Source organism: Stenotrophomonas sp. YJH_SMC_81, assembly GCF_059370875.1.
Window position 1 is genome coordinate 470,075 of the sequence record NZ_JCAFUB010000004.1, and the last position, 23,674, is coordinate 493,748.

Genomic DNA, 23,674 nt, shown 5'->3' on the forward strand with positions numbered 1-23,674 from the left:
TGACCGGGTTATCTCCCCCGGTTATCAGCACATGAGCACCCACGCAGACAGCAAGCCCTGGACCGTTCCCGCCCTGGCCGAGGCCAAGCGCAATGGCCAGAAGCTGGTCATGTTGACCGCCTACGACGCCGGCTTCGCCCGCACCTTCGATGCCAACGGCGTCGATCTGATCCTGATCGGCGATTCGCTGGGCATGGTCGTGCAGGGTCATGATTCGACCCTGCCGGTGACCGTGGCCGACATGGTCTACCACACCCGCGCCGTGGCCCGCGTGCTGCAGCGTGCGCTGCTGGTGGCCGACCTGCCGTTCGGCGCCGATGCCACCCCGGAACGCGCGCTGGATGCCTCGCTGCAGCTGCTGCAGGCCGGTGCCGAGATGGTCAAGATCGAAGGTGCCGGCTTCAAGGTCGACATCATCCGCTACCTGGTCGAGCGCGAGATTCCGGTCTGCGCGCACCTGGGCCTGACCCCGCAATCGGTGCTGCGCCTGGGCGGCTTCAAGATCCAGGGCCGCGGCGATGCTGCGCGCCAGCTGGTGGAGGATGCCAGGGCCGTGGCCGCCGCAGGCGCCAGCATCATGGTGCTTGAATGCGTGCCGACCCCCGTCGCCGCCGAAGTGACCGCTGCGGTGGATGTGCCGACCATCGGTATAGGTGCTGGCCCGCAGTGCGATGGCCAGGTGCTGGTGCTGCACGATTTCCTCGGCCTGGACAGTGGCCATCGCCGTCCCAAGTTCGTCAAGGATTTCCTTGCCGAAGGCGGCTCGGTGGCCGGTGCCACCCGCGCATTTGCCGACGCCGTGCGCGACGGCAGCTTCCCCGACGAACAGCACGCGTACGCCCAATGATCCAGACCTTCAACGAGCTCGGCGCGCTGCGCGGGCAGATCGCCCAGTGGAAGCGCGAGGGCCTGCGCGTGGCGCTGGTGCCGACCATGGGCAACCTGCATGGGGGCCACCATTCGCTGGTGGCGCTGGCCCGCCAGTACGCCGACAAGGTGGTGGCGAGCATCTTCGTCAACCCGACCCAGTTCGGGCCGAACGAGGACTTCAGCCGCTACCCGCGCACGCCCGAGGCCGACGTGGCCGGGCTGGAGCAGGCTGGCTGTGATGCGGTGTGGCTGCCCAGCGTCGAGGCGATGTACCCGCTGGGCGTGGACAAGACCACGCGCATGCACGCGCCGGGCGTGAGTGAAGTGCTGGAAGGTGCCAGCCGTCCGGGGCACTTCGATGGCGTCTGCACGGTGGTGGCACGCCTGTTCCTGCAGGTGCAGCCGGACGTGGCCGTGTTCGGTCGCAAGGACTACCAGCAGTTGGCCGTGATCAAGCAGATGGTGGCCGAGCTGTCGTTCCCGGTCCAGATCGTCGGCGCCGAGATCGTGCGCGACGAGGATGGCCTGGCCAAGAGCTCGCGCAACCAGTACCTGAGCGCTGAACAGCGTCCGGTCGCGACCACCATCCACCGGACCCTGCTGGGCATGCGCGAAGGCTACGTGGCCGGGCAGGCTCGTGAACGCATCGAGGCCGAGGCCACTGCCGCATTGCAGGCGGCCGGTTTCCAGGTTGACTACGCGGTGCTGCGCACTCCGGAGCTGGCCGAGCCGACCTTCGACGGCGGCGGCCGGGTGGCGCTGATCGCCGCACGGCTGGGTACCACCCGGCTGATCGACAACCTGGAGTTCTGAGTTCCGGCGGTGCCGCGCGATGCATGGGGTCAGATCCCTTTCCCAGGGAAAAGGGATCCGACCCCGGTTTCACCGCCTACCTGAACAGGTTGCCGGCCGTAATGCCCGGCGCTGTGCGGGTGCTAGAATCCGCTCTTTCCTTTGCCGTTGCAGCGCCCCCCATGCACCTGTCCCTGCTCAAGACCAAGATCCACCGCGCCACCGTCACCCATTCCGAGCTGAACTACGAAGGCTCGATCGCCATCGATGACAACCTGCTGGCTGCCACTGGCATCCGCGAGTTCGAACAGGTGCACATCTGGGACGTGACCAACGGTGCGCGCTTCTCGACCTATGCCATCCGCGCCGAAGCCGGCAGCGGCGTTGTCTCGCTCAACGGTGGCGCCGCGCGCCACGTGCAGGTCGGTGACATCATCATCATCGCCGCGTTCGCCAGCATGACCGAGCAGGAAGCTGACAGCTTCAAGCCGAAGCTGGTGTACGTTGATGGCAACAACCAGATCACCCACACCAACGACACGATCCCGACCCAGGCCGCATGACAACGAACAACGGATTCGACTCGCTGCATTCCCACGCCCAGCGCCTGAAGGGCGCAAGCATTCCCAGCCTGCTCGCCGCCGAACCCGGCCGCGTGCAGGACCTGGCGCTGCGGGTCGGTCCGTTGTACGTCAACTTCGCCCGTCAGAAGTACGATGCCGCGGCGCTGCAGGCGTTGCTGGCGCTGGCTGCCGAGCGTGATGTCGGCGGCGCCATCACCCGCCTGTTCCGCGGCGAGCAGGTCAATCTGACCGAAGGCCGCGCCGCGCTGCATACCGCGCTGCGTGGCGACGTGGTCGATGCGCCGGTGGCGGCCGAGGCCTATGCCACCGCGCGCGGCATCCGCCAGCGCATGGGCGTGCTGGTGCGCGCGCTGGAAGACAGCGGCGTGACCGATGTGGTCAGTGTCGGCATCGGGGGATCCGACCTCGGGCCGCGCCTGGTCGCCGATGCGCTGCGCCCGGTCAGCGGTGCGCGCCTGCGCGTGCATTTCGTGTCGAACGTGGACGGCGCCGCCATGCAGCGCACGCTGGCCACGCTGGATCCGGCGAAGACCGCCGGCATCCTGATCTCCAAGACCTTCGGTACCCAGGAAACCCTGCTCAACGGCCAGATCCTGCACGACTGGCTGGGTGGCAGCGAGCGCCTGTATGCGGTCAGCGCCAATCCGGAGCGCGCCGCCAAGGCCTTCGCGATCGCCGCCGATCGCGTGCTGCCGATGTGGGACTGGGTCGGTGGCCGTTATTCGCTGTGGTCGGCGGTGGGTTTCCCGATCGCACTGGCGATCGGCTTCGAGCGTTTCGAGCAGCTGCTGGAAGGCGCCGCGCAGATGGATGCGCATGCGCTGGATGCACCGCTGGAGCGCAACCTGCCGGTGCTGCACGGCCTCACCGACATCTGGAACCGTAACCTGCTGGGCCATGCCACGCACGCGGTGATGACCTACGACCAGCGCCTGGCGCTGCTGCCGGCTTACCTGCAGCAGCTGGTGATGGAGAGCCTGGGCAAGCGCGTGCAGCGCGACGGCCAGCCGGTCACCGTCGACACCGTGCCGGTGTGGTGGGGCGGGGCAGGGACCGACGTGCAGCACAGCTTCTTCCAGGCGCTGCACCAGGGCACCAGCATCGTTCCGGCCGACTTCATCGGCTGTGTGCACAACGATGATCCGTATACGATCAATCACCAGGCCCTGCTGGCCAACCTGCTGGCGCAGACCGAAGCGCTGGCCAATGGCCAGGGCAGCGAAGATCCGCACCGCGACTACCCGGGGGGCCGGCCGAGCACGCTGATCCTGCTCGACGCGTTGACCCCGCAGGCGCTGGGTGCACTGATCGCCATGTACGAGCACGCTGTATACGTGCAGTCGGTGATCTGGAACATCAACGCCTTCGACCAGTTCGGTGTCGAGCTGGGCAAGCAGCTGGCCAGTGGCCTGCTGCCGGCGCTGCAGGGCGAGGATGTGGCGGTTGCCGATCCGATGACCCGCGAGATCCTGGCGCAGTTGAAGGGCTGATGCCCGGGTAGTGCCGGCCGCTGGCCGGCATCCAGGCGATGCTTCAATCGTTCACGAGGTTGCCGGCCAGCGGCCGGCACTACCGGTGCACGACGTGGCGTCTCACCGGCTCGGATCGCGTTCCGGGCTGGGCCGCTTGGCCAGCTTGCGCTGCAGCGAGCGCCGGTGCATGCCGAGCAGGCGTGCGGCCGCTGACACGTTGCCGCCGGTCTCGTGCATCGCCTGCTGGATATGTTCCCACTGCAGGCGGCTGATCGGCGTCATCGCGTCCGGCACTTCCATTTCGCCGTCGTCGGCCGGGCCGTCGTCCTCCTCGCCAAGCGCGCGCAGGATCATCGGCACCGTGGCCGGCTTCGGCAGGTAATCATCCGCGCCCAGCTTGATCGCCTCCACTGCGGTGGCGATGCTGGCATAGCCGGTCACCAGCAGGATGCGCATGTCCGCGCGCAGTGCGCGCAGCGGCTGGATCAGCGCCAGGCCGGAATCGCTGCCCAGCTTCAGGTCGATCAGCGCGAACGCCGGCGGATGCTGGCGGGCCAGTGCCAGGGCACTGGCGGCATCCTGTGCGGTCTGTGTTTCCAGGCCCTTGCGGGCCAGGCTGCGCTGCAGGGTACGCAGGTACAGCTCGTCGTCGTCGACCAGCAGACCAAGGGTTGAGGCGCTCATGGGGTTTCCTCGCGTGGGGCCAGCGGCAGGCGGAAGCCGACGCGGCTGCCGGCCCCCTGGGCCGGGCGCATCCACATCTCGCCGTCGAGGCGTTCGATGGTGGCATGGGACAGGGCCAGGCCGACGCCCATGCCCTCGCTCTTGCTGCTGCCGAACAGCTTGCCCGGCAGCACGGCGGCACGGGCGTCGAAACCATGGCCGTAGTCGCGTACTTCGCCGATCAGGTCGTCGCCCTCGATGCGCAGGTCCAGGTCCACGCGCGGCCGGCCGGCCTTCTCGCCGGCATCGGCGGCATTGTTGAGCAGGACCATCAGCAGGTGGCCTACGCCCGGGTCGAGCGGCAGCCGCAGCGGCGCATCGTCGTTGCGATGCAGGTCGATGGTCGGTCGCACCAGGCGCCATTGCTCCAGCACCTGCTGGGCGCTGGAATGGCTGCGGCCCGGCGCGTCGGCCGAGGCCGGGGCGGCCAGTGCCAGCACGCGCTCACGGCACTGCACCAGCAGCTCGCGCAGGGTCTCCATGTCTTCGCGCACTTCCGGCTCTTCGCTGCGCTCGGCGACATCGTCGGCGAGCAGGGTCATGGTCGCCAGCGGCGTGTTCAGTTCATGTGCCACCGAGGCGGCATGGGTGGCCAGCGCGACGATGCCCTCGTTGCGGGCGAAGCGCTCACGCAGTGCCGACAGTTCCAGTTCGCGCTCCCGCAGGGCCAGTGCCAGGCGGGTGGAGAAGGCCAGCACCACTGTGGCGGAAATCAGGAAGTTGGCGACCACGCCCCAGCGATTGAGGTCCTGTGCGCGGAAGTAGCCGTCCGGCAGCGCCTGCCCGAAGATGCCGCTGGCGGCGTAGCCGAGCAGGCAGGCCAGCGCGACCGCCAGTGCCCAGCGCAGGGGCAGGGCGAAGGCGGCCAGCGCGATCAGGATCAGGAACAGTGAACTGAACGGGTTGGCCATGCCGCCGCTCCAGCCCACCATCCAGGTCAGGATGATCACGTCCACCAGGATATGGCCGAATGCGGTCAGCGGCGCAGTGTCGGCCGCTTCCGGGCGCAGCTGGGTGTAGACGTTGAACAGGGCCAGCACCGCCACGCCGGCCCACAACGGCAGCTGCGGCAACGGCAGGCCCAGCACCCAGGTCGCGACCAGGATGGTGGCGGCCTGGCCGCCTACGGCAAGCCAGCGCAGGCTGCACAGGGTACGGAGAAACGGGGCGTCGGGACCGGTCATTCACGCTCATCGTATGCGTTCATGCGTGTACATGCCTGCGACAATCGGCCGCAGCCGTGCCGCAGGCTGAATGCGAGTCACCCCGAATGCGGGAGTGGGCGGTAGAATGCGCCCATGCACGACGCCGTCACCCGCCCGACTCCCCCCTCCGATGCCACCGCCTGGCCCCGTCGCCAGACCCATGCCGTCCAGATCGGCGGGGTCACCGTAGGCGGCGGCAAGCCGGTGGTGGTGCAGTCGATGACCAACACCGATACCTCCGATGTGGCCTCCAGCGTGAAGCAGGTGGCCGAGTTGTGGCGTGCCGGCTCGGAGATGGTGCGGTTGACCGTCAACACCGTGGAAGCCGCTGCGGCCATTCCGCGCATCGTCGACAAGCTGGCGATGATGGGTATCGATGTACCGCTGATCGGTGACTTCCACTACAACGGCCACCAGCTGCTCACCGCCGAGCCGGCATGTGCGGAAGCGTTGGCCAAGTACCGCATCAACCCGGGCAATGTCGGCTTCGGCAAGAAGAAGGACCTGCAGTTCGCCCAGTTGATCGAGTTCGCGATCCGCTACAACAAGCCGGTGCGCATCGGTGCCAACTGGGGCTCGCTGGACCAGGCCCTGGCGGCCAGGCTGATGGACGAGAACAGCCTGCGCGAGCAGCCCTGGGACGCCGGCCGCGTGCTGCGTGAGGCGCTGATCCGTTCGGCGCTGGATTCGGCCGAGCAGGCCGTGGAACTGGGCCTGCCGCGCGATCGGATCGTGCTGTCGGCCAAGGTCAGTGGCGTGCAGGAACTGATCGCGGTGTACCGCGACCTGGCCCAGCGCTCGGACTTCGCCCTGCACCTGGGCTTGACCGAAGCCGGTATCGGCAGCAAGGGCATCGTCGCCTCGTCGGCAGCGCTGAGCGTGCTGCTGCAGGAAGGCATCGGTGACACCATCCGCATCTCGCTGACCCCGGAACCGGGCCAGTCGCGCACGCAGGAAGTGATCGTCGCCCAGGAACTGCTGCAGACCACCGGCCAGCGCGCCTTCACGCCGCTGGTCACGGCCTGCCCGGGCTGCGGCCGCACCACCTCCGAGTTCTTCCAGGAACTGGCCAAAGTGGTGCAGAACCATGTGCGCGAGAAGATGCCGCTGTGGAAGATCCACCACCCGGGGGCGGAGAACATGACCCTGGCGGTGATGGGCTGCATCGTCAATGGGCCGGGTGAGTCGCGCCATGCCAACATCGGCATCTCCCTGCCGGGCACGGGCGAGACGCCGGCAGCACCGGTATTCGTCGATGGCGAGAAGAAGGTGACCCTGCGTGGCGACAACATCGCCCAGGAGTTCGTCGCCCTGATCGACGATTACGTCGAACACAAATATGTCCGAAGCGCCGGATAAGCCTGCGATCCTCGCCGCTCCGGAGTCGGCCTCCGGTTTCCGCCACTGGATGGCGCGCAACGCCTGGCGCCTGGTCCTGCTGTTCGGTGGCGTACTGCTGCCGTTGGCGGGCTTCGTCGCCCTGGCTGACGAAGGGCACGAATTTGAATCGTTCCATTTCGATGCGCCGCTGCTGTGGCAGATGCATGGCCTGCATTCGCCATGGCTGGACCGCTTCTTCGTGCTCATCTCGAAACTGGGCTACGAGTGGTTCCTGATCCCTGCTGACGTGCTGATCATCGGTGCGCTGCTGGGCTACCGGCGCTGGCGCGAGGCGACCTTCGTCGCGGTCAGTTTCGTGGGATCGGCGTTGCTGAACATGGGCAGCAAGCACTTCTTCCAGCGCCAGCGCCCCAGCCTGTGGGAGTCGATTGCGCCGGAATCGACGTTCAGCTTCCCCAGCGGGCACGCCATGGGCTCGATGACCCTTGCCGTGACCCTGGTGCTGCTGGCCTGGAATACACGCTGGCGCTGGCCGGTACTGCTGCTGGCGCCCCCGTTCAGCCTGCTGGTGAGCGTCTCACGGGTCTATCTGGGCGTGCATTATCCCTCGGACATCCTGGCCGGATGGTGTGCCGCGCTGGTTTGGGTGGTAGGGTGCTATCTGGTCATGTTCAGTCGCCGGCATCCTTGGCGACGTCGGGATTCGCCGCCAGCGACGGCCAGCGAAGCATCATCACAGGGGGGTGACGTGGATGACCCTTCCGGGGCGTCTACGTAATAGATCAGTTGTTTCGTTGCAGCAGGTTCTGCAAGACAGGGGGCAAGCACAACGCGCGTTACTGTGATGCGCAAGGCAGAACGCCCGGATCGCGTCCCGGACGCGCTTGCAGGGGTATCGGCGTCCTGCCTAGCTTGACCTGCAATGGCCGCATTCGAAGAGGTACGTGAATGACGATTCGAGTCTACCTGGTGGATGACCATGCGCTGGTCCGCACCGGGATGAAGATGATCCTGTCGGGGGAGACCGACATCGAGGTGGTGGGCGAAGCCGAGACCGGTGAAGACGCACTGCGCGACGTCCGCCAGCTGCTGCCGGACGTGGTGCTCTGCGACCTGCACCTGCCCGGTGTGAGTGGCATGGAAGTGACCGAGCGCATCGTCCGCAGCCACCGCAACACCCGCGTGGTGATCGTATCGGTGCTGGAAGACGGGCCGCTGCCGAAGCGCTTGCTGGAGGCGGGGGCCGCGGGCTACATCGGCAAGGGCTGCGATGCACAGGAGCTGCTGCGCGCGGTGCGCGATGTGGCCATGGGCCGTCGCTACCTGGGCACCAGCATCGCGCAGAACCTGGCCCTGTCGACGGTGGAGGGCAATGGATCGCCGTTCGACAGCCTGTCGCCGCGCGAACTGGAAGTAGCCTTGCTGCTGACCCAGGGCCTGCGCCAGGAAGACATCGCGCGGCGCCTGAGCCTGAGTGCGAAGACGGTGAACACGCACAAGGCGCGGTTGTTCGAGAAGATGGGGATCCACGACAACATCGCGCTGGCGCGCATGGCCAGCCAGTACGGGCTGGTGGATCCGGCGCGGCCGTTGTAAGGGTTTCGGCCTTCTGTGTAGAGCCGAGCCCATGCTCGGCTGCTCTCCATTCCGCTGGAGTGGAGCCGAGCATGGGCTCGGCTCTACACCTGCTTCGGGCTCAGTGGCCGCGCACGCGCTTGATGATCTTCGCCGCGTCGGCGGCGCTGGCGCGCACCTTGTCCCATTCGCCGTCGGCGATCCAGTTGCCCGGCACCATCCACGAACCGCCGATGCAGACCACGTTCTTCTGTTCAAGGTACTCGGCGGCGGTGTTCTCGGTGATGCCGCCGGTCGGGCACAGCTTCAGGTCCGCCACCGGGCCGGCCAGTCCCTTGATCATCGCCAGCCCGCCCACGGCCGTGGCCGGGAACAGCTTGCACACGCGGAAGCCGCGGGCGTAGAGCGACAGCAGCTCGGTCGGCGTCGCCGCACCTGGCACCACCGGCAGCGGCGCAGCGGCAAGTGCATCAGCCAGCGCCGGCGGCGTCCCCGGCGTCACCAGGAAGTCCGCACCCGCATCGATCGACTGCTGCATCTGCTCCACGGTCAGCACCGTACCGGCACCCACCACCACATCGGGCAGCTCGCGCTTGAGCATCGCCAGCGCTTCCATCGCCACCGGCGTGCGCAGCGTCAGCTCGATCGCCGGCAGACCACCTTCCAGCAGCGCCGCACTGACCGCCCGCGCCTGGTCCAGCGTATGAATCGTCACCACCGGCAGGATGCCCGCCGCATGCAACAGCTCCGCCGCCTTCACCTGATGTTGTTCGATACCCATGCTTTTGCCCTTGCCTTTGCTCTTCTTGATTCAGTGGCCGCAGCGCAAATGACGCGCCGGGAATTGTCCAAGGGCAGTAGGGCGCCCTGGCCGGGACCGTGAGCGGCATGGATGCCGCGATCGAGCCCCCATGGATGGGTTTACGGCGTGTCCCGGCCAGGGCGCCCTACTGCCCAAGCCGGGAGCCTGCCGCGGCTTTTCGCGTCAGGCGTCTTTCGCCTCATGCGGCGCCGCCGCCGCTGCCGCATCGTGCCCCAGCTCATACTCCGCGTCGTAGTCCCACGGCCCGCCATCGGCCGCCGCCGGCCCGCACGAAATCGAAATCGCCCCCTGGTCCGCCGGACCCACCACGCGACGGTTGATCGCAAACAGATTGCGGCCCAGGTCATGCGCGGCCGGCGCGGTGTTCGGCGCCAGCGGACGTGCTGCCCATTCCGCCGCGTCCACCAGCACTTCCAGCGTGCCGGCCTCGCCGTCGAGGCGGATCATGTCGCCCTCGCGGACCTTGGCCAGCGGGCCACCGCGCGCCGCTTCCGGCGTCACATGGATGGCCGCTGGGATCTTGCCCGACGCACCGGACAGGCGGCCGTCGGTGACCAGCGCCACGCGCCGGCCCTGGTTCTGCAGCAGGCCCAGCAGCGGTGCCAGCGAATGCAGTTCGGGCATGCCGTTGGCACGCGGGCCCTGGTAACGCACCACCGCCACGAAGTCCTGCGGCAGCAGGCCACCGGCGTGCAGCTTGTTCAATACCTGCGGTGCATCGACCACCACCGCCGGTGCTTCGATCGTCCGGTACTGCGGTTTCACCGCTGACAGCTTGATCAGCGACTTGCCGAGGTTGCCGCGCAGCAGGCGCAGGCCACCCTGGTGCTCGAACGGATTGTCGACCCCACGCACCACTTCGTCATCGGCACTGCGTTCCAGGCCCGGCAGGTAGACCAGCCGGCCGTCACGCAGTTGCGGCTCGCGCGCATAGTCGGCCATGCCGCCACGCGCGACGCTGACCAGGTCGCCGTGCATCAGGCCCGCCTTGATCAGCTCGCCGAACACGAAGGCCGGGCCGCCAGCGGCCGCGAAACGGTTCACGTCTGCCTCGCCGTTCGGATAGACACGGGCCAGCAGCGGAATCAGCTGCGACAGTTCGTCGAAGTCGTCCCAGGTCAGCACGATGCCGGCCGCACGCGCCACTGCGATCCAGTGGATGGTGTGGTTGGTCGAACCGCCAGTGGCCATCAGCGCGATGACCGCGTTGATGATCGCGCGCTCGTCGATGATCCGGCCCAGCGGGCGGAAGTCGTCGCCCAGTGCGGTGATGTCCAGCGCGCGTTCGGTTGCCTCGCGGGTCAGGGCGTCGCGCAGCGGCGTGCCCGGATTGACGAACGAGGCGCCCGGCAACTGCACGCCCATGGCTTCCAGCAGCACCTGGTTGGAGTTGGCCGTGCCGTAGAAGGTGCAGGTGCCCGCACCGTGGTACGACGCGGACTCGGCTTCCAGCAGCTCTTCGCGGGTGGCCTCACCGGCGGCGTAGCGCTCGCGCACTTCGGCCTTCTGCTTGTTCGGGATGCCCGGGGTCATCGGGCCGGCCGGTACGAACACCGCCGGCAGATGGCCGAAGGCCAGCGCACCGATCAGCAGGCCCGGCACGATCTTGTCGCACACGCCGAGGTAGACGGTGGTATCGAACATGTCATGGCTGAGGCCGATGGCCGTGGCCTGGGCAATGACATCGCGCGAGAACAGCGACAGCTCCATGCCACCACGGCCCTGGGTGACACCGTCGCACATTGCAGGGACGCCGCCGGCGACCTGTGCAGTGGCGCCCAGCTCGCGGGCGATGTCGCGGATCTGTTCGGGATAGGTCTCGAACGGCTGGTGGGCCGACAGCATGTCGTTGTAGGCGGTGATGATGCCCAGGTTCGGCGTCACGCCGCCGCGCAGGCGGCCCTTGTCGGTGCCGCCGCAGGCGGCGAACCCGTGGGCGAGGTTGCCGCAACTCAGGCGGCTGCGGAACGGGCCCTCACGCAGGGAGGCATCGATCGCGGCCAGATAGGCGGCGCGCGAGGCGGCGCTGCGGCGGATGACGCGCTCAGTGATGGCTTGCAGTTGAGGATGGAGGCTCATTGGCTACCGGCGTTCGTGGTGGCGAGAGGCAAGCGGCGGCACGGCGCCGCCGCCGACATCAATCAGCCCAGTGGACGCGCAGGCGCGCGCCTTCCAGGTTGATCGCATTGAGGATCGGGTACTGCTGGGCGTCGTTGCTGTCCAGCGCCTGGCGCAGTACCTGCAGCTTCTGCTTGCCACGCAGCAGCAGCAGGCGCTGGCGGCACTGGCGCAGGCCGTGCGGGGTCAGCGTGATGCGCAGCGGCCACTGGTTCGCGCCTGGGCAGCCGGTGGCATCCAGCGCGGCATAGGGCAGGGTGCTTTCCAGTGCACGTGCGAGGTCTTTCGAGCCAGGGAACAGCGAGGCGGTGTGCCCGTCGTTGCCCATGCCCAGCGCTACCAGGCTCGGCGGCTGGCTGTGCTGCGCCTGCAGGTTGGCGGTGTACACGCATTCGGGCAGTGGCTTGCCGATCCGTACCAGCGGATCGAAGTGGGCGCCCTCGGTGCGCTTGAGCAGGTGCTCGCGCACCAGCCAGGCGTTGCTGTCGCGATCCTGCGGCGACAGCCAGCGCTCGTCGGCCAGGCTCACTTCAACCCGGTCCCAGTGCACGTCCAGCTCGGCCAGTGCCTGGTAGACCGGGGCCGGCGTGGTGCCGCCGGACAGCAGGATGCGGGCGCGGCCCACTTCATTGATGTCGTGGTTGAGGGTGCGTGCCATCTCAGCGGCCACCGCTTCGATCCAGCCGTCGGCGTCGCCGTGTTGGATGAACTCGATGCGATCGTCGTGGAAGCTGGGGTTCATGCGGCAACTCCTGGTGCGTCACGTTCGGCGTCGGTGGCATAGGCGGCGGCGCCCAGCAATCCGGCGTGGGGATGCATCACCGCCAATGAGGGCACGCGCGCCATGATGGAGGAGAAGCGGCCCTTGTGTTCGAAGCGCTGGCGGAAACCGGAGTGCTGCAGCGAATCGAGCATCTTCGGGGTCAGGCCGCCGGTCAGGAACACGCCATCCCAGGCGCCCTGGGTGAGCACCAGGTCACCGGCGATGGCGCCGAACACGGCGCAGAACACGTCCACGGTGCGCATTGCCTGCGGATCACCGTGCAGGGCGCGGGCGGTCACGTCCACCGGCTGCAGTTGGCCCGGGTCGATACCGGCCATCTCGCACACGGCGCGGTGGATGTTGACCAGGCCGGGGCCACAGATCAGGCGCTCGTTGGAGACGCGGCCGAACTGTTCGGACAGGATCTCGAGGATGCGGATCTCTTCCGGGGTTCCCGGCGGGAAACTGACATGGCCGCCTTCGGTTTCCAGCGGGTAGCAGCGGCCGTGGCGCATGATCAGGCCGCCCACGCCGAGGCCGGTACCCGGCCCGATCACTGCGTAGTTGCGCGGCTGGCCCGGCTTGCCCGGTACCCAGGCGGCACCGCCGACCTGGACCACGTCCTCGGGCTGCAGCAGTGAGATCGCCATCGCCTGTGCGGCAAAGTCGTTGATCAGGTGCAGTTCGTCGAAACCGAGCATCGCTGCGGTGCGGCTGCGCGAGATCACCCACGGATGGTTGGTGATGCGTGCTTCATCACCATCAACGCGACCGGCCACTGCGAACACGCCGCGGCTTGTGGTGGCACCGATCTGTTCCAGATGGTGGCGCGCGGCATCACCCAGCGAAGGGAACTCCGCCACCGCGTACTCGCGGATGCTGTCCTTCTGCAGAGGTGCGTCCTGCGAGGTGTCAGCCAGGGCGAAGCGGGCATTGGTGCCACCGATGTCGGCCACCAGCACCGGCTGCGAACTGGCGCTCATGCCGACGCTCCGCTGTCCGGTGCGTCCACGTCCTGCGGCAGGAACTCGCAGGCATTGCTCGGGCCCCATTGGCCGGCGGGGTAGGGCTCCAGCGGCAGCTTGGCGTCCTTCCACGCGTCGGCGACGCTGTCGATCCAGGCCCACGCTGCACGCACCTCGTCGTCGCGCACGAACAGCGTGTGATTGCCATTGAAGGCATCCAGGAACAGGCGCTCGTACGCGATGCGGCGATGCAGGCCGGTTGGCACTGACAGTTCCAGTTCCAGCGGATGCAGTTCCAGCGCGCCCCATTCCGGGCCGGCCAGGCTGCTCATCAGGCCCAGTTCGATGTTTTCCTGCGGCTGCAGCTGGAACACCAGGCGGTTCGGTGCGGCCTGCGCGCGCTGCGGGCGCTCGAACAGCCAATGGGTGACCGGCTTCAGCGTGACCACCACGCGGGTGGTGCGCTCGGGCAGGCGCTTGCCGGTGACCAGATGGAACGGCACGCCGCTCCAGCGCCAGTTGTCGATATGCGCGGTGACACCGGCGAAGGTTTCCACGTCGCTGCCTTCCGGCGGCTGGTAAGCCTGCGCCGGCTGGCCGTTGATGGTGCCAGCGGTGTAGCGGCCGCGGATGCTGTCACGCGCGGCGTGCTTCGCGTCGAGCGGGCGAAGGGCGCGCAGCACCTTGACCTTCTCGTCACGGATGCGGTCGGCTTCCAGCGACGCCGGCGGCTCCATCGCCACCATGCACAGCAGCTGCAGGATGTGGCTCTGCACCATGTCGCGCAGCGCGCCGGAGCGGGCGTAGTAGGCGTCACGGCCGTCCACGCCTTCGCTCTCGGCCACCAGGATGTGCACCGATTCGATGTAGTTGCGGTTCCACACCGCTTCCAGCAGCGTATTGCCGAAGCGCAGCGCGATCAGGTTCTGCACTGCCGCCTTGCCCAGGTAGTGGTCGAGGCGGAACACGCGGTCCTCGTCGATCCACTGGCCGATGGTGCTGATGATTTCCTCGGCGCTCTCGCTGTCGCTGCCGATCGGCTTCTCCAGCATCAGGCGTGCCGGCGCGGCGAGGGCGCCGCCCTTGGCCAGGCCTTCGCAGGTGGAAATGTACAGGCCCGGCGGAATGGCGAGGTAGCTGACGCACTTGCGGTGCACCAGGTCGGAGACCGCAGCGGCAACCGAGTCGACGTCGCGCAGGTCCACCGAACGGTAGTCGATACGGCGCAGCAGGGCAGCGATGTCGTCCTGCGTGGCCATCGGCATGGCCTGCTGCAGGCGCGGCCGCAGGATGTCATGGAAGGCTTCGGTGTCATGCCCGGACAGGGCCAGTGCGCGGATGCGGAAGTCCTCCGGCAGCAGGCCGTCGCCAAGCAGGCGAAGCAGCGAAGGGAACAGGTAGCGCTGGGCCAGATCACCTGTGGCACCGAACAGGAAGAGGGTGTCGTGCATCGCTCGAGTTTCAGATCCGGGTGACATCGTTGTCAATCGCTTCATGGCTGGGTTCGGGGGACATCCGCGCAACTGCCTGTCCGAGGTTCGTCAGGGGCGATCTCCGGTGTTGCGGAAGACCGTTCCATTCGAAACCACTACCTCGGCGGAACCTTCGTTCAACCGCCGACGCAGATCGGTGCGCACCGATCATCGGATAGTGCCACGTGAAAACGTTTACATGGCAGAATGGGCAACTGTATTCGATTGCAGTGCTCGCCGTCATGCGGCAAGCGCGCAATCATCACTGCCATCGGGAGGGCCGAGGCAGTCCCAAAAGACAGCCCGGCTTCGGGCGGACCGGATAGGTGATATGGCAAAAGTGCAGTTGCAGGGTGTGCGCAAGGTCTATGACAACGGCCAGGTCGCGGTGAAGGACGCCAGCTTCGAGGTCGCCGATGGCGAGCTGATGGTGCTGGTCGGTCCGTCCGGCTGTGGCAAGTCGACCCTGTTGCGGATGGTGGCGGGCCTTGAAGAAATCAGCGGCGGCACGCTGACCATCGGTGATCGCGTGGTCAACGACGTGGCGCCGAAGGATCGCGACATCGCCATGGTGTTCCAGAGCTACGCGTTGTACCCGCACATGACCGTGGCCGAGAACCTGGCCTTCGGCCTGAAGCTGCGCGGGCATGACAAGGCGACCATCGACAAGCGCATTGCCGAGGCGGCGCAGACGCTGGGCCTGACCGAGATGATGGACAAGCTGCCCAAGGCGATGTCCGGTGGCCAGCGCCAGCGCGTGGCACTGGGCCGGGCGCTGGTGCGCGAGCCGGCGGTGTTCCTGCTCGACGAGCCGCTGTCCAACCTCGACGCCAAGCTGCGCCACAGCGTGCGTACCGAGATCGCGCAGCTGCACCGCAAGCTGGGCACCACCATGATCTACGTGACGCACGACCAGGTCGAAGCGATGACCCTGGGCCAGCGCATCGTGGTGCTGAAGGACGGCATCATCCAGCAGATCGATACGCCGATGGCGCTCTACGACCGCCCGGCCAACCTGTTCGTGGCCGGTTTCCTCGGCAGCCCGGCGATGAACGTGCTGCGCGGCACGCTGCAGGGCGATGCCGGCGGCGTGAGCGTGGTCGACGGCGAATGGCGTGCCCCCCTGGGCCAGGCGACGATCGATCCGGCATGGCTGCAGAAGCCGATCGCGGTGGGCGTGCGCCCGGAGCACCTGCAGCCGGCGGCTGCCGATGATGCGCATGCATTCACCGCGCGCATCGAAGGCATCGAGCCGGTCGGCAACGAGATCTTCGTCAATCTGAGCAGTGGCCAGCATGCGCTGACCATGCGCGTGGCACCGCAGTCGCTGCCAGCAGTGGGCGAGCAGATCCGCGTGGCGATTCACCCGCAGGGCCTGCATTTCTTCAACGCAGAGAGCGGCGAGCGCCTGTAACCGGTAGTGCCGGCCGCTGGCCGGCAACCACACCTGGTTGAGGTTGCCGGCCAGCGACCGGCACTACCACTCATTCAGCGCGCCAGCCCGTCCAGCAATGGCACGCGCTGGGCGGTGGCGCCGCCCACCTGCAGGTCGGCGTCACTGGCTTCCAGCGGCAGCACCGCCAGCGCCAGGTTGCCGGCCACGCTGGCGACCGTGCCCAGCGTCGCGCCGTCCTGCAGCACGCCATCGCCGGCCTGTGCCGGTGCCGCGGTATGCAGCAGCTGCACCGCGCGCTTGGCCTTGCCGAGGAAGTGGGTGCGGGCGACGATTTCCTGGCCTGGGTAGCAGCCTTTCTTTACGCTGTAGCCATTCAGGCGGTCCAGGCCCAGCTGCTGCGGGGTCCACACTTCGCGCTGGCTTTCGTCCAAGCGCGGCAATCCGTAGCGCAGGTCGGCCTGGCGCCAGGCGAGGGCGAAGGCGGCCTCATCGGTTTCGCTGCCGGATGCAACGGCATCCGCCGCCCCGATGCGCAGGGTGCGCGGCAGGGCGTCGCTGCCCAGGTCCAGCTCCCAGCCGTCACCTGCAGCGTGCGCGATCGCGGCGCCGCTGGCAGCCTCGGGTGCAGTGAACGCACCGGCCACGGCCAGATCGCTGCGCACCTGTACCTTCACCTTGCGACGGAACACGAAGCGCTGCAGTTGCGACGCAATCGCATCGGCATCGCCGTCGGCCAGCACCAGCATCACGTGATCGTCGGCCAGCCGGAGCAGCTGGAACACTGCCAGGGTGCGGCCCTTGGCACTCAGCCAGGCGCTCCACTGCCAGTGCAGCAGGGGCAGGGCGGTGACATCGCTGCTGAACTGGGCGTGGGCGAAGGCGGCCGCATCCGGGCCCTGCAGGCTCAGCAGCTGGTGGCCGGGCAGGCGCGGATATCCGACGAAAGCAGGGGGCAGGTTGTCAGGCACGTGAACGAGGTCTAAAATTTGTGCGTTGCGAGACCGAACATGATAGGCCAAACAACCCCCACTCCCGACGACGAATCTGAAGCCCCGCTGGTCCCCGCGGCACCCGTGCCCGTGGAACAGGAAAAAGCAGAGGAATTCGGCGGCCGCGGCGGACTTGATCCGGTGCGGTATGGCGATTGGGAGAAAAACGGACGCTGCATCGATTTCTGATCAGCATTGAGCCAACGCGGCCGCGTGCCGCCCAGCCGAGACAACGAGCCCAGCGAATGGCGACCAGACAACGCCCACTTTCCCCGCACCTTCAGGTGTATCGCTGGCAGATTCAGATGGCCACCTCGATCCTGCATCGAGCCACCGGCATCTTTCTGTCTGTTGGTGCCCTCATCATCGCTGCCGGCCTGCTGGCCCTGATGATGGGGCCCGAGTCCTGGAACTGCTTCACCGGCCATGCCGGGGCCTGGTATGGCCGCGTGTTCCTGTTCGCGTGGACATGGTCGTTCGCCTATCACCTGTGCAATGGCATCCGCCATGTGGTGCAGGACTTCGCCATCGGCTTCAGCATCCCTGCCTTCATCCGCAGCAGCTGGCTGTCGGTCATCGGCAGCCTGGTGATCACCCTGCTGGTGTGGGCCTATGTGATGTTCGGAGGTGCCGCGTGAGCAAGTTCCGTACCCCGCTGAAGAACGTGCGCGGCCTGGGCTCGGCCAAGACCGGCACCGAGCACTTCGTGCACCAGCGCCTGACCGCCGCCGCGCTGGTGGTGCTGGGCATCTGGTTCCTGGTCTTCGTGCTGGGCCTGCTGGGCTCGGATTACGCGACCGCCGCCGCCGCCGTGGCCAAGCCGTGGAATGCAGTGCCGTTGATCGGCCTGCTGATCGCCATGTTCTGGCACGCGCAGCTCGGCATGCAGGTCGTGCTGGAAGACTACATCCACGAATCGCTGCTGGCCCTGGTGCTGCAGACCGCGGTGAAGTTCGTCGCCGTGCTCGGCATGATCGTCAGTGTGTTTGCGGTGGGCCGCATCGCCCTCGGCGTTGCCTGAGCCCAGGCACCTACACAGGAATCCAGATTAGATGTCCGCTTACAAGATCACCGAACACAAGTACGACATGGTCGTGGTCGGCGCCGGCGGTGCCGGCCTGCGCGCCACGTTCGGCCTGGCCGCCAAGGGCCTGCAGACCGTGTGCCTGACCAAGGTCTTCCCGACCCGTTCGCACACCGTTGCCGCCCAGGGCGGTATTTCGGCCGCACTCGGCAACATGGGCGAGGACGACTGGCGCTACCACTTCTTCGACACCATCAAGGGGTCGGACTGGCTGGGCGACCAGGACGCCATCGAGTACATGTGCCGTGAGGCCATCCCGGCCATCATCGAACTGGAACACTACGGCGTGCCGTTCTCGCGCACCGCCGAAGGCAAGATCTACCAGCGTCCGTTCGGTGGCATGACCACCAAGTACGGCGAAGGCCCGGCGGCGCAGCGTACCTGCGCGGCGGCCGACCGTACCGGCCACGCGATGCTGCATACCCTGTACCAGCAGTCGCTGAAGCACGATGCGCGCTTCATGATCGAGTACTTCGCGCTCGACCTGATCTTCGACGACGAAGGCGCCTGCCGCGGCGTGCTGGCCCTGGACATGTCCGATGGCACGCTGCACCTGTTCCGCGCCCAGGGCGTGGTGCTGGCCACCGGCGGCTACGGCCGTGCCTACTTCAGCGCCACCTCGGCGCACACCTGCACCGGCGACGGTGGCGGCCTGGCCATGCGTGCCGGCATCGCCATGCAGGACATGGAGTTCGTGCAGTTCCACCCGACCGGCATCTACGGCGCCGGCTGCCTGATCACCGAGGGTGTCCGCGGTGAAGGCGGCATCCTGCGCAACAGCAGCGGCGAGCGCTTCATGGAGCGCTATGCACCGCACTACAAGGACCTGGCCTCGCGCGACGTGGTCAGCCGTTCGATGACCATCGAGATCCGCGAAGGCCGCGGCGTCGGCGAGCACAAGGACCACATCCTGCTCGACCTGACCCACCTCGGCCCGGGCGTGATCGACGAGAAGCTGCCGGGCATCGCCGAGAGCGCCCGCATCTTCGCCGGCGTCGACGTGCACAAGCAGCCGATCCCGGTCATTCCGACCGTGCACTACAACATGGGCGGCATCCCGACCAACTACCACGGTGAAGTGGTGCAGAAGGTCGGCGACAACGACAACGCCGTGGTGCCGGGCCTGTACGCCATCGGCGAAGCGGCCTGCGTGTCCGTGCACGGCGCCAACCGCCTGGGCTCGAACTCGCTGCTCGACCTGGTGGTGTTCGGCCGTGCGGTGGCCAACCGCTGCGCCGAGACCATCAAGCCGGGTGCCGCGCACAAGCCGCTGCCGGCCGATGCCTGCGACAAGGCGCTGGGCCTGCTGGACAAGCTGCGCCACGCCAACGGCGATACCCCGACCTCGGTCATCCGCGATCGCATGCAGCGCACCATGCAGGCTGACGCGGCCGTCTTCCGCACCAGCCAGACGCTGAAGGAAGGCTGCGAGAAGATGGACAAGATCTTCGACTCGTTCCAGGACGTGAAGGTCTCCGACCGTTCGCTGGTCTGGAACTCGGACCTGATCGAGACCTACGAGCTGAACAACCTGCTGCTCAACGCGGTGGCGACGATCAACTCGGCCGAACAGCGCAAGGAAAGCCGTGGTGCGCATGCGCACGAGGACTATCCGGACCGCGACGACGTCAACTGGCAGAAGCACACCCTGGTCAGCGTCGACGAGAAGGGCAAGTGCAGCTTCGACTACCGTCCGGTGCACATGTACACGTTGACCGACGACGTGTCCGTGGTGCCGCCGAAGCCGCGCGTGTACTGATCCGACCCCGCCTACCATGCAATCCGCGCCCACGGGCGCGGGCCGCCTGAGCCAACGAGAGCAGCCATGGCCGAGTTTTCACTCCCCAAGAATTCCAAGATCACGAAGGGCAAGCACTTCCCCGTCAAGAACGGCGGCAAGAACGTGCGCACCTTCAAGATCTACCGCTGGAGTCCGGACGACGACAGCAACCCGCGCACCGATACCTATGAAGTCGATCTGGACGCCTGTGGCCCGATGGTCCTGGACGCCCTGATCAAGATCAAGAACGAGATCGACCCGACCCTGACCTTCCGCCGTTCCTGCCGCGAAGGTATCTGTGGTTCGTGCGCGATGAACATCGACGGCACCAACACCCTGGCCTGCACCCGAGCCATCTCGGACTGCGGCAAGAAGGAAGTGCCGATCTACCCGCTGCCGCACATGAACGTGGTCAAGGATCTGGTTCCGGACCTGACCCACTTCTACGCGCAGTACGCCTCGATCAAGCCGTGGATCCGCACCCAGACCCCGGCACCGCCGGACCGCGAGCGCCTGCAGTCGCCGGAAGACCGCAAGAAGCTCGACGGCCTGTACGAGTGCATCCTGTGCGCCTGCTGCTCGACCAGCTGCCCGAGCTACTGGTGGAACGGCGAGCGTTACCTGGGCCCGGCGATCCTGCTGCAGGCCTATCGCTGGATCATCGACTCGCGCGATGAGGACACCGGCGCGCGCCTGGACGATCTGGAAGATCCGTTCAAGCTGTACCGCTGCCACACCATCATGAACTGCGCCCGGACCTGCCCGAAGGGCCTGAACCCGGCGCTGGCGATCGCCGAGATCAAGAAGCTGATGATGGAGCGCCGCGCCTGATACAGGCCTGGCAGTACCCGGTGGAGCCACGTCACGTGAGGCTGCACCACCCAGTAGAGCCACGCCATGCGTGGCTTTGCTGTATCTGGAGAAGCACGATGGAAGACGATGTCCTGCTGAAGAAGCTGCGCTGGCGCTGCCGCCGCGGCATGCGCGAACTGGACCAGCTGTTCGGCCGCTACCTGGACCGTGAGTGGAGCACTGCACCGACCGGAGAGCGCGAGGTTTTCCTGTTCCTGCTCGACTGCGAGGACGATAAGTTGTGGCGCTGGTTCATGGGCTATGAGGCCTGCCCGCATGCGCACGCGATCCCCCTCATGCAGAAGATCCTCGCCCTCAAGCCTTGAGTGGCGCCCCTCGCGGCTGCAGGCCGCCGCCCAGTTGGCGGTGCTGCTGGCCGCGCCCTGGTTGTTGCGCGCCTCGGATCTGCCTGCGCGGTTGCTGATGCCCGCGCTGCTGCTGGCCTGGGGCGTCGGCTTGGCCGAACTGGCCTGGCGCCAGCGCAGGCCGCGCGTGCAGGTGCTTCTGCCTCCGCTTCCCGAGGCATTGCAGGTGGCCGGACGGGATGTCGATACGCCACGGCTGGTGGTGCGTGGCCCATGGTTGTTGTTGCTGTGGCGGGAGGATCGGCGCCGCCGGCGCCTGCTGTTCTGGCCGGATGTGCTCGATTCAGGGCAGCGACGTGAACTGCGACTGGCCGTGGCCACACGCAGCGTTTCCCGTCGGCCCCGGTCAATGGCACCATAAGCTGAATTGACCGGCGTGCCTGCATGTTCAAACCCATTCCCGTGGCCATCGGCCTGCGCTACCTGCGCGCCAAGCGCCGCAACGGCTTCATCTCCTTCATCTCGATGGCATCGATCCTGGGCATCGCGCTCGGCGTTACGGTGCTGATCACCACCCTGGCGGTGATGAGCGGTTTCCAGAAGGAAATCCGCAGCCGCCTGCTGCAGATGACCGCCCATACCACCATCAGCCGCGATGGCGAGCCGATGCCGGACTGGATGCGGGTGGTTGATGTCGCCCGCAAGGATCCGCGCGTGGCGGGTGCCGCGCCGTACATCGAGATCCAATCGATGATCAGCGGCCCGCGCGTGCAGGGCGCGATCATCCAGGGCATCGATCCGGCGCTGGAGCCGAACGTCTCGGTGATCGACAGGAAGGTCACCAAGGGCAGCTATGACAGCCTCAAGCCGGGCAGCTTCAACCTGCTGCTGGGCAAGGAGCTGGCGATCTGGCTGGGCGTGGACGTTGGCGACCAGGTGCTGGTGACCTTTGCCGAAGTGCAGGGCACGCCGGCCGGTGCGGTGCCACGGATGAAGCGCTTCACCGTCAGCGGCATCTTCGAGGCCGGGTACAACGAGGTCGATCGCGGCGTCGGCTTCGCCAACATGCAGGACCTGGAGCGTGTTCTGCGCAGTGACGGCGCCACCGGCGTGCGGCTGAAGCTGCACGACATGGACCGTTCGCTGGAAGTGGGCGTGGACCTGGCGCAGAGCCTCGGCGGTGCCTACCGCGTGAGTGACTGGACGCAGCAGAACGCCAACCTCTACCACTCGCTGCGCATGGAGAAGGTGGTGATGGGCATCCTGCTGTCGCTGATCATCGCCATGGGGGCCTTCAACCTGGTGTCCTCGCAGGTGATGCTGGTGACCGACAAGCAGGCCGACATTGCCATCCTGCGCACCCTGGGCCTGACCCCGGGCGGGGTGATGCAGGTGTTCATGGTGCAGGGCTCGTTGATCGGCATCTTCGGCACGCTGGCCGGCCTGATCGGCGGCATCACCCTGACCCTCAACCTGGAACGCATCCTCGGCGCCATCGAGAGCGTGTTCAACGTCAAGCTGCTGCCGGAGGATGTCTATTACATCACCGGCCTGCCGACCGACATGCAGACCGGCGACGTGGTGGCGATCACCGTGGTCGCGCTGCTGATGAGCTTCCTGGCCACCCTGTATCCCGCCTGGCGGGCAGCACGCACCCAGCCGGCGGAGGCCCTGCGTTATGAATAAGGTCGTCAACCGCGGCGATGAAGTGATCCGCGCCGAAGCGCTGGGCAAGACCTATGCCGAAGGGCGCATGCAGACCCCGGTGTTCGATGGGCTGGACCTGACCGTGACTGCTGGCGAGACGGTGGCGATCATCGGTGCCTCCGGTGCCGGCAAGAGCACGCTGCTGCACCTGCTGGGCGGCCTGGACATTCCGACTGCCGGCGAAGTGTATGTGACCGGCCAGCGCATGTCGGCGCTGTCGGATACCGCGCGCGGCCTGCTGCGCAACCAGGCGCTGGGCTTCGTCTACCAGTTCCATCACCTGCTGCCGGAGTTCACCGCGCTGGAAAACGTGATGATGCCGGTGCTGCTGGCCGGCACCGCCGTGGCCGAGGCGAGCAGCCGGGCCACCACGCTGCTGGAAGCGGTCGGCCTCGGCCATCGCCTGGACCACAAGCCGGGCGAGCTGTCCGGCGGCGAACGCCAACGTGCCGCAGTGGCGCGCGCGCTGGTCAATCATCCGGCCTGCGTGCTCGGCGACGAGCCGACCGGTAACCTGGATGACCGCACTGCCGGCACCGTGTTCGAGCTGATGCTGGAACTCAACCGCGCGCGTCATACCAGCCTGGTGCTGGTGACCCACGACCGCAGCCTGGCACGGCGCCTGGACCGGGTGCTGGAGCTACGCGAAGGGCGCCTGCACGCACTGGCCCACGCCGACGTCTGAGCGCTGGGACCGCTCTGGTAGAGGCCGGCCTTGGTCGGCTGCTCCTGCAGGGCAAGCGCCAACCAGGTTGGCGTCTACCGTGGTCCGGCCAGTAGCCGCCGACCGGCGGCTGAATGGGGCGCGAGCCGTCGCGCCGGCGTTGCCAGCCCAGGCGCATGATGGCGACAGTTCCC

At 67.2% G+C, this 23,674-nt stretch carries 25 protein-coding genes; 17 read left to right on the forward strand and 8 right to left on the reverse strand.

Going from position 1 to position 23,674, the window contains the following annotated elements:
- Positions 1 to 31 precede the first annotated feature (31 nt).
- The 4 genes from panB to pgi all read left to right on the forward strand — a co-directional run bounded on the left by panB (position 32) and on the right by pgi (position 3,736).
- The gene (gene panB / locus AC5P8U_RS11715) at positions 32 to 847 is read left to right on the forward strand and encodes a 3-methyl-2-oxobutanoate hydroxymethyltransferase (protein ID WP_014646749.1); all 816 of its coding nucleotides are present in this window, start codon (positions 32 to 34) and stop codon (positions 845 to 847) included.
- Positions 844 to 1,683 carry a pantoate--beta-alanine ligase gene (panC, locus tag AC5P8U_RS11720; RefSeq protein ID WP_061480289.1) on the forward strand — a complete coding sequence of 280 codons (840 nt, stop codon included), beginning with the start codon at positions 844 to 846 and terminating at the stop codon, positions 1,681 to 1,683. The genes panB and panC overlap by 4 nt, the downstream gene beginning before the upstream one ends.
- Before the next feature lie 161 nt (positions 1,684 to 1,844).
- A complete protein-coding gene (panD, locus tag AC5P8U_RS11725; RefSeq protein ID WP_006432456.1) occupies positions 1,845 to 2,225 on the forward strand; it encodes an aspartate 1-decarboxylase in 381 nt (126 codons plus the stop codon).
- Entirely contained in the window at positions 2,222 to 3,736 is a 1,515-nt protein-coding gene (gene pgi / locus AC5P8U_RS11730) for a glucose-6-phosphate isomerase (RefSeq protein ID WP_072168337.1), read from the forward strand. The genes panD and pgi overlap by 4 nt, the downstream gene beginning before the upstream one ends.
- Positions 3,737 to 3,838: 102 nt before the next feature.
- Here pgi and AC5P8U_RS11735 read toward each other — a convergent pair whose 3' ends face one another.
- Complete coding sequence (locus tag AC5P8U_RS11735; RefSeq protein WP_005409063.1) at positions 3,839 to 4,402, reverse strand: response regulator transcription factor; 564 nt, start codon at positions 4,400 to 4,402, stop codon at positions 3,839 to 3,841.
- A complete protein-coding gene (locus tag AC5P8U_RS11740) occupies positions 4,399 to 5,625 on the reverse strand; it encodes an ATP-binding protein (protein ID WP_049414674.1) in 1,227 nt (408 codons plus the stop codon). The genes AC5P8U_RS11735 and AC5P8U_RS11740 overlap by 4 nt, the downstream gene beginning before the upstream one ends.
- 114 nt (positions 5,626 to 5,739) lie before the next feature.
- On the opposite strand from AC5P8U_RS11740, the gene ispG reads away from it, so the two are divergent.
- The 3 genes from ispG (at position 5,740) to AC5P8U_RS11755 (ending at position 8,583) form a co-directional block, all read left to right on the forward strand.
- The gene (gene ispG, locus AC5P8U_RS11745; RefSeq protein ID WP_049414673.1) at positions 5,740 to 7,005 is read left to right on the forward strand and encodes a flavodoxin-dependent (E)-4-hydroxy-3-methylbut-2-enyl-diphosphate synthase; all 1,266 of its coding nucleotides are present in this window, start codon (positions 5,740 to 5,742) and stop codon (positions 7,003 to 7,005) included.
- Positions 6,986 to 7,765 carry a phosphatase PAP2 family protein gene (locus AC5P8U_RS11750; RefSeq protein ID WP_495214154.1) on the forward strand — a complete coding sequence of 260 codons (780 nt, stop codon included), beginning with the start codon at positions 6,986 to 6,988 and terminating at the stop codon, positions 7,763 to 7,765. Before ispG ends, AC5P8U_RS11750 begins: the two co-directional genes overlap by 20 nt.
- Positions 7,766 to 7,935: 170 nt before the next feature.
- Positions 7,936 to 8,583 carry a response regulator gene (locus tag AC5P8U_RS11755; protein WP_005416124.1) on the forward strand — a complete coding sequence of 216 codons (648 nt, stop codon included), beginning with the start codon at positions 7,936 to 7,938 and terminating at the stop codon, positions 8,581 to 8,583.
- Between the two features lie 100 nt (positions 8,584 to 8,683).
- Here AC5P8U_RS11755 and eda read toward each other — a convergent pair whose 3' ends face one another.
- The 5 genes from eda to zwf all read right to left on the reverse strand — a co-directional run bounded on the left by eda (position 8,684) and on the right by zwf (position 14,682).
- The gene (gene eda, locus AC5P8U_RS11760; protein ID WP_049429315.1) at positions 8,684 to 9,343 is read right to left on the reverse strand and encodes a bifunctional 4-hydroxy-2-oxoglutarate aldolase/2-dehydro-3-deoxy-phosphogluconate aldolase; all 660 of its coding nucleotides are present in this window, start codon (positions 9,341 to 9,343) and stop codon (positions 8,684 to 8,686) included.
- Positions 9,344 to 9,547: 204 nt separating this feature from the next.
- Positions 9,548 to 11,464 (reverse strand): phosphogluconate dehydratase, encoded by a 1,917-nt coding sequence (gene edd / locus AC5P8U_RS11765; protein WP_447897437.1) that lies wholly within the window; start codon positions 11,462 to 11,464, stop codon positions 9,548 to 9,550.
- A gap of 58 nt (positions 11,465 to 11,522) precedes the next feature.
- Entirely contained in the window at positions 11,523 to 12,245 is a 723-nt protein-coding gene (gene pgl, locus AC5P8U_RS11770; protein ID WP_049413491.1) for a 6-phosphogluconolactonase, read from the reverse strand.
- Positions 12,242 to 13,249, reverse strand: coding sequence for a glucokinase (glk, locus tag AC5P8U_RS11775; protein ID WP_072168335.1), 1,008 nt, complete (start codon positions 13,247 to 13,249; stop codon positions 12,242 to 12,244). The genes pgl and glk overlap by 4 nt, the downstream gene beginning before the upstream one ends.
- Complete coding sequence (gene zwf / locus AC5P8U_RS11780; protein WP_495214155.1) at positions 13,246 to 14,682, reverse strand: glucose-6-phosphate dehydrogenase; 1,437 nt, start codon at positions 14,680 to 14,682, stop codon at positions 13,246 to 13,248. The genes glk and zwf overlap by 4 nt, the downstream gene beginning before the upstream one ends.
- Before the next feature lie 352 nt (positions 14,683 to 15,034).
- Here zwf and AC5P8U_RS11785 point away from each other — a divergent pair, with 352 nt between their 5' ends.
- Positions 15,035 to 16,117, forward strand: coding sequence for an ABC transporter ATP-binding protein (locus AC5P8U_RS11785; RefSeq protein ID WP_072168333.1), 1,083 nt, complete (start codon positions 15,035 to 15,037; stop codon positions 16,115 to 16,117).
- A 74-nt stretch (positions 16,118 to 16,191) separates the two neighbouring features.
- On the opposite strand, the gene ygfZ is transcribed toward AC5P8U_RS11785, so the two are convergent.
- A complete protein-coding gene (gene ygfZ, locus AC5P8U_RS11790; RefSeq protein ID WP_088496296.1) occupies positions 16,192 to 17,067 on the reverse strand; it encodes a CAF17-like 4Fe-4S cluster assembly/insertion protein YgfZ in 876 nt (291 codons plus the stop codon).
- 39 nt (positions 17,068 to 17,106) lie between these two features.
- Between ygfZ and AC5P8U_RS11795 the strand changes: the two genes are divergently transcribed.
- The 9 genes from AC5P8U_RS11795 (at position 17,107) to lolD (ending at position 23,501) form a co-directional block, all read left to right on the forward strand.
- On the forward strand, positions 17,107 to 17,277 hold the full coding sequence (locus tag AC5P8U_RS11795; protein WP_005409075.1) for a DUF1674 domain-containing protein: 171 nt from the start codon (positions 17,107 to 17,109) through the stop codon (positions 17,275 to 17,277).
- Between the two features lie 56 nt (positions 17,278 to 17,333).
- On the forward strand, positions 17,334 to 17,726 hold the full coding sequence (sdhC, locus tag AC5P8U_RS11800) for a succinate dehydrogenase, cytochrome b556 subunit (RefSeq protein WP_005416132.1): 393 nt from the start codon (positions 17,334 to 17,336) through the stop codon (positions 17,724 to 17,726).
- Positions 17,723 to 18,109 carry a succinate dehydrogenase, hydrophobic membrane anchor protein gene (gene sdhD / locus AC5P8U_RS11805; RefSeq protein WP_005409077.1) on the forward strand — a complete coding sequence of 129 codons (387 nt, stop codon included), beginning with the start codon at positions 17,723 to 17,725 and terminating at the stop codon, positions 18,107 to 18,109. The genes sdhC and sdhD overlap by 4 nt, the downstream gene beginning before the upstream one ends.
- A 31-nt stretch (positions 18,110 to 18,140) precedes the next feature.
- Entirely contained in the window at positions 18,141 to 19,931 is a 1,791-nt protein-coding gene (sdhA, locus tag AC5P8U_RS11810) for a succinate dehydrogenase flavoprotein subunit (protein WP_014036803.1), read from the forward strand.
- A gap of 66 nt (positions 19,932 to 19,997) precedes the next feature.
- Positions 19,998 to 20,783 carry a succinate dehydrogenase iron-sulfur subunit gene (locus AC5P8U_RS11815; RefSeq protein ID WP_005409079.1) on the forward strand — a complete coding sequence of 262 codons (786 nt, stop codon included), beginning with the start codon at positions 19,998 to 20,000 and terminating at the stop codon, positions 20,781 to 20,783.
- Positions 20,784 to 20,881: 98 nt separating this feature from the next.
- Positions 20,882 to 21,130 carry an FAD assembly factor SdhE gene (locus AC5P8U_RS11820; protein ID WP_049413478.1) on the forward strand — a complete coding sequence of 83 codons (249 nt, stop codon included), beginning with the start codon at positions 20,882 to 20,884 and terminating at the stop codon, positions 21,128 to 21,130.
- Positions 21,081 to 21,530, forward strand: coding sequence for a hypothetical protein (locus tag AC5P8U_RS11825; protein WP_072168330.1), 450 nt, complete (start codon positions 21,081 to 21,083; stop codon positions 21,528 to 21,530). Before AC5P8U_RS11820 ends, AC5P8U_RS11825 begins: the two co-directional genes overlap by 50 nt.
- A 23-nt stretch (positions 21,531 to 21,553) precedes the next feature.
- Entirely contained in the window at positions 21,554 to 22,795 is a 1,242-nt protein-coding gene (locus AC5P8U_RS11830; protein WP_005416136.1) for a lipoprotein-releasing ABC transporter permease subunit, read from the forward strand.
- Positions 22,788 to 23,501 (forward strand): lipoprotein-releasing ABC transporter ATP-binding protein LolD, encoded by a 714-nt coding sequence (lolD, locus tag AC5P8U_RS11835; protein WP_032954095.1) that lies wholly within the window; start codon positions 22,788 to 22,790, stop codon positions 23,499 to 23,501. Before AC5P8U_RS11830 ends, lolD begins: the two co-directional genes overlap by 8 nt.
- Positions 23,502 to 23,674 lie beyond the last annotated feature (173 nt).

Bases quoted from the DNA above. Each gene is read 5' to 3' on its own strand.
- panB (WP_014646749.1), top strand. From the start codon at position 32: ATGAGCACCCACGCAGACAGCAAGCCCTGGACCGTTCCCGCCCTGGCC.
- panC (WP_061480289.1), top strand. From the start codon at position 844: ATGATCCAGACCTTCAACGAGCTCGGCGCGCTGCGCGGGCAGATCGCC.
- panD (WP_006432456.1), top strand. From the start codon at position 1,845: ATGCACCTGTCCCTGCTCAAGACCAAGATCCACCGCGCCACCGTCACC.
- pgi (WP_072168337.1), top strand. From the start codon at position 2,222: ATGACAACGAACAACGGATTCGACTCGCTGCATTCCCACGCCCAGCGC.
- AC5P8U_RS11735 (WP_005409063.1), bottom strand. From the start codon at position 4,402: ATGAGCGCCTCAACCCTTGGTCTGCTGGTCGACGACGACGAGCTGTAC.
- AC5P8U_RS11740 (WP_049414674.1), bottom strand. From the start codon at position 5,625: ATGACCGGTCCCGACGCCCCGTTTCTCCGTACCCTGTGCAGCCTGCGC.
- ispG (WP_049414673.1), top strand. From the start codon at position 5,740: ATGCACGACGCCGTCACCCGCCCGACTCCCCCCTCCGATGCCACCGCC.
- AC5P8U_RS11750 (WP_495214154.1), top strand. From the start codon at position 6,986: ATGTCCGAAGCGCCGGATAAGCCTGCGATCCTCGCCGCTCCGGAGTCG.
- AC5P8U_RS11755 (WP_005416124.1), top strand. From the start codon at position 7,936: ATGACGATTCGAGTCTACCTGGTGGATGACCATGCGCTGGTCCGCACC.
- eda (WP_049429315.1), bottom strand. From the start codon at position 9,343: ATGGGTATCGAACAACATCAGGTGAAGGCGGCGGAGCTGTTGCATGCG.
- edd (WP_447897437.1), bottom strand. From the start codon at position 11,464: ATGAGCCTCCATCCTCAACTGCAAGCCATCACTGAGCGCGTCATCCGC.
- pgl (WP_049413491.1), bottom strand. From the start codon at position 12,245: ATGAACCCCAGCTTCCACGACGATCGCATCGAGTTCATCCAACACGGC.
- glk (WP_072168335.1), bottom strand. From the start codon at position 13,249: ATGAGCGCCAGTTCGCAGCCGGTGCTGGTGGCCGACATCGGTGGCACC.
- zwf (WP_495214155.1), bottom strand. From the start codon at position 14,682: ATGCACGACACCCTCTTCCTGTTCGGTGCCACAGGTGATCTGGCCCAG.
- AC5P8U_RS11785 (WP_072168333.1), top strand. From the start codon at position 15,035: ATGGCAAAAGTGCAGTTGCAGGGTGTGCGCAAGGTCTATGACAACGGC.
- AC5P8U_RS11795 (WP_005409075.1), top strand. From the start codon at position 17,107: ATGATAGGCCAAACAACCCCCACTCCCGACGACGAATCTGAAGCCCCG.
- sdhC (WP_005416132.1), top strand. From the start codon at position 17,334: ATGGCGACCAGACAACGCCCACTTTCCCCGCACCTTCAGGTGTATCGC.
- sdhA (WP_014036803.1), top strand. From the start codon at position 18,141: ATGTCCGCTTACAAGATCACCGAACACAAGTACGACATGGTCGTGGTC.
- AC5P8U_RS11815 (WP_005409079.1), top strand. From the start codon at position 19,998: ATGGCCGAGTTTTCACTCCCCAAGAATTCCAAGATCACGAAGGGCAAG.
- AC5P8U_RS11820 (WP_049413478.1), top strand. From the start codon at position 20,882: ATGGAAGACGATGTCCTGCTGAAGAAGCTGCGCTGGCGCTGCCGCCGC.
- AC5P8U_RS11825 (WP_072168330.1), top strand. From the start codon at position 21,081: ATGCGCACGCGATCCCCCTCATGCAGAAGATCCTCGCCCTCAAGCCTT.
- AC5P8U_RS11830 (WP_005416136.1), top strand. From the start codon at position 21,554: ATGTTCAAACCCATTCCCGTGGCCATCGGCCTGCGCTACCTGCGCGCC.
- lolD (WP_032954095.1), top strand. From the start codon at position 22,788: ATGAATAAGGTCGTCAACCGCGGCGATGAAGTGATCCGCGCCGAAGCG.